At 41.9% G+C, this 1,750-nt stretch carries 3 protein-coding genes; all 3 read right to left on the bottom strand.

Annotated features, from left to right (window positions below; translation table 11 throughout):
* Nucleotides 1-214: 214 nt before the first annotated feature.
* Nucleotides 215-604 carry a DUF1330 domain-containing protein gene (locus P8O70_01830; protein ID MDG2195624.1) on the bottom strand — a complete coding sequence of 130 codons (390 nt, stop codon included), beginning with the start codon at nt 602-604 and terminating at the stop codon, nt 215-217.
* A gap of 111 nt (nt 605-715) precedes the next feature.
* On the bottom strand, nt 716-973 hold the full coding sequence (locus P8O70_01835; GenBank protein MDG2195625.1) for a hypothetical protein: 258 nt from the start codon (nt 971-973) through the stop codon (nt 716-718).
* 63 nt (nt 974-1,036) lie between these two features.
* On the bottom strand, nt 1,037-1,366 hold the full coding sequence (locus P8O70_01840) for a nuclear transport factor 2 family protein (protein ID MDG2195626.1): 330 nt from the start codon (nt 1,364-1,366) through the stop codon (nt 1,037-1,039).
* Between the last annotated feature and the right edge of the window lie 384 nt (nt 1,367-1,750).

The following is a 1,750-nucleotide window of genomic DNA, read 5'->3' on the forward strand; positions in this document are numbered from 1 at the left end:
AACTTACTTCTACTACCCTCAAGTCCACACTCCATCTGGCTTTGAGTCAAATTTCTCTAGTTTCCGTTTTCCCGCGTTCACCCTCATTTTACGCCCATTAAACTGGCTGGTGGACACGTATATGGACACGTAAAATCACAACAAATTTTAGCCTGTTTACTGGCTTTGCAGTGTCGTAGGTGCTTCCATTTTCAGTTCCAACAGATCCCGCTCATCAATAAGCTGGTAGCGCCGGAGCATGGAGTCGGTTTTGTGGCCGACTTGCTTCATCTCTAAGTTTCATGTTTTTAGCTGAAGATGGCGCTGTCATTAAATTAAGAAATGTTTGGTGTGAGGGATACCAAATCCCCAGAACCTCATCGATATCTTGAGTGCCAACTACCTGTCCAAAAACTTCTGTCCTCCAGAGAATCTTTCCACCAACTTCTTTTAGCAATTGCTCAAGAACTTTCATGTAGGCTTGATACAACTTTCCGGTTGGGTACTCAGCAACATCCAGATATTTGTTGAGATTTAACATAAAAACAGCATCGTCTTGACTCCCGTGGGCAATCACTTTCATCTTTTCAATTTCGGTCAAATTGACACTTGGCAGTTCAGCCATTGTTGCCTCTTGTAATTCTGGGGTGAACACGATGCGTGATCCTTAGCATCTAAGAGCGATTTTAAGCATGGGGGGGGATCCGGTTGGATGGGATCTCAGGTGGTTGATTGATTAAGAAATTTTCTCAAGTGCATAGACATCAGCAACAGCATTGTTTGCTGCATTCCATTCTTGAACCTTTGGTGATGACATGACGTTTTGGAGGCCTTCCATATCAGTCACATTCAACAGCCCAACTGCCGTATTGTCATTCATTTTTGTCACTTCCCACGCAGAAGTGCAGCGGCGCACGTCATCTCCTACCTCCGCCAGCATTGCCGTAAACTCTTCGTAAGAACAATCAAACTTTGTCACGATACAAATATTCATGGAATTCTCCTGATCAGAGGATTGGGGATTCAATCGATTTGAATCCCGTTGAAGCAGTCGAGATCATTTCAGAGGAGTCGCCCCTGTTTCTAGTCGAGTGACTTGGCCATCCCTGATCGTATGAACACCCATTAAAGCCTCCTTGCTTCCGTCTGGATACTCGTTGAATTCGTGAGCAACCCCAATCTCATCATTTTCGTAAATCACCCTGAAGTCCTTGGTGATAACAGTTGGTGCACCGGGTTTGAACCAATCCCAACCAAGCATTTCAGCTTTGGTGACTTCCGTTCCACTTTGATGACGTACAAAAACAAAATCATCAGCCATCAATTTATCCAAAGTTTCCAAATCTTTTGCATTAAAAGCATCATGTAATTTCTTCATCAACCCCATACCTAATCCTTTCAATTCTAAAATTTATTCCATTAGTGATTTCGAATCATAAAGCAGTGCTATATTCAAATTTTAAACATCCAAAGTACCAATTAGATTAAGTAATCTCAGAGAAGACTACTTGTTCAGCGCTTGATAAGCTAACACAACTTTCCCAGCAGCTTCCATATTGGTAGTTATTAGTTTAGAGGCTATAAGTTCAATCCACTCTAAACCTTTGAAAATATTAGACACAGTCACCATCCCAACTGCTGTGATTGTTTCTGAATCGATCTCAAAAATTTTGATAGCTTCAGTAATGATGAATCATGTCTCCTGCTGCTTCGAACAGTTTGTAAGCCACTGTTTCTCGATGAGGAGGTTCTTTCATGTAGACTGCAAAAG

Source organism: SAR324 cluster bacterium (genome assembly GCA_029245725.1).
In the GTDB taxonomy this organism is placed as follows: Bacteria; SAR324; SAR324; order SAR324; family NAC60-12; genus JCVI-SCAAA005.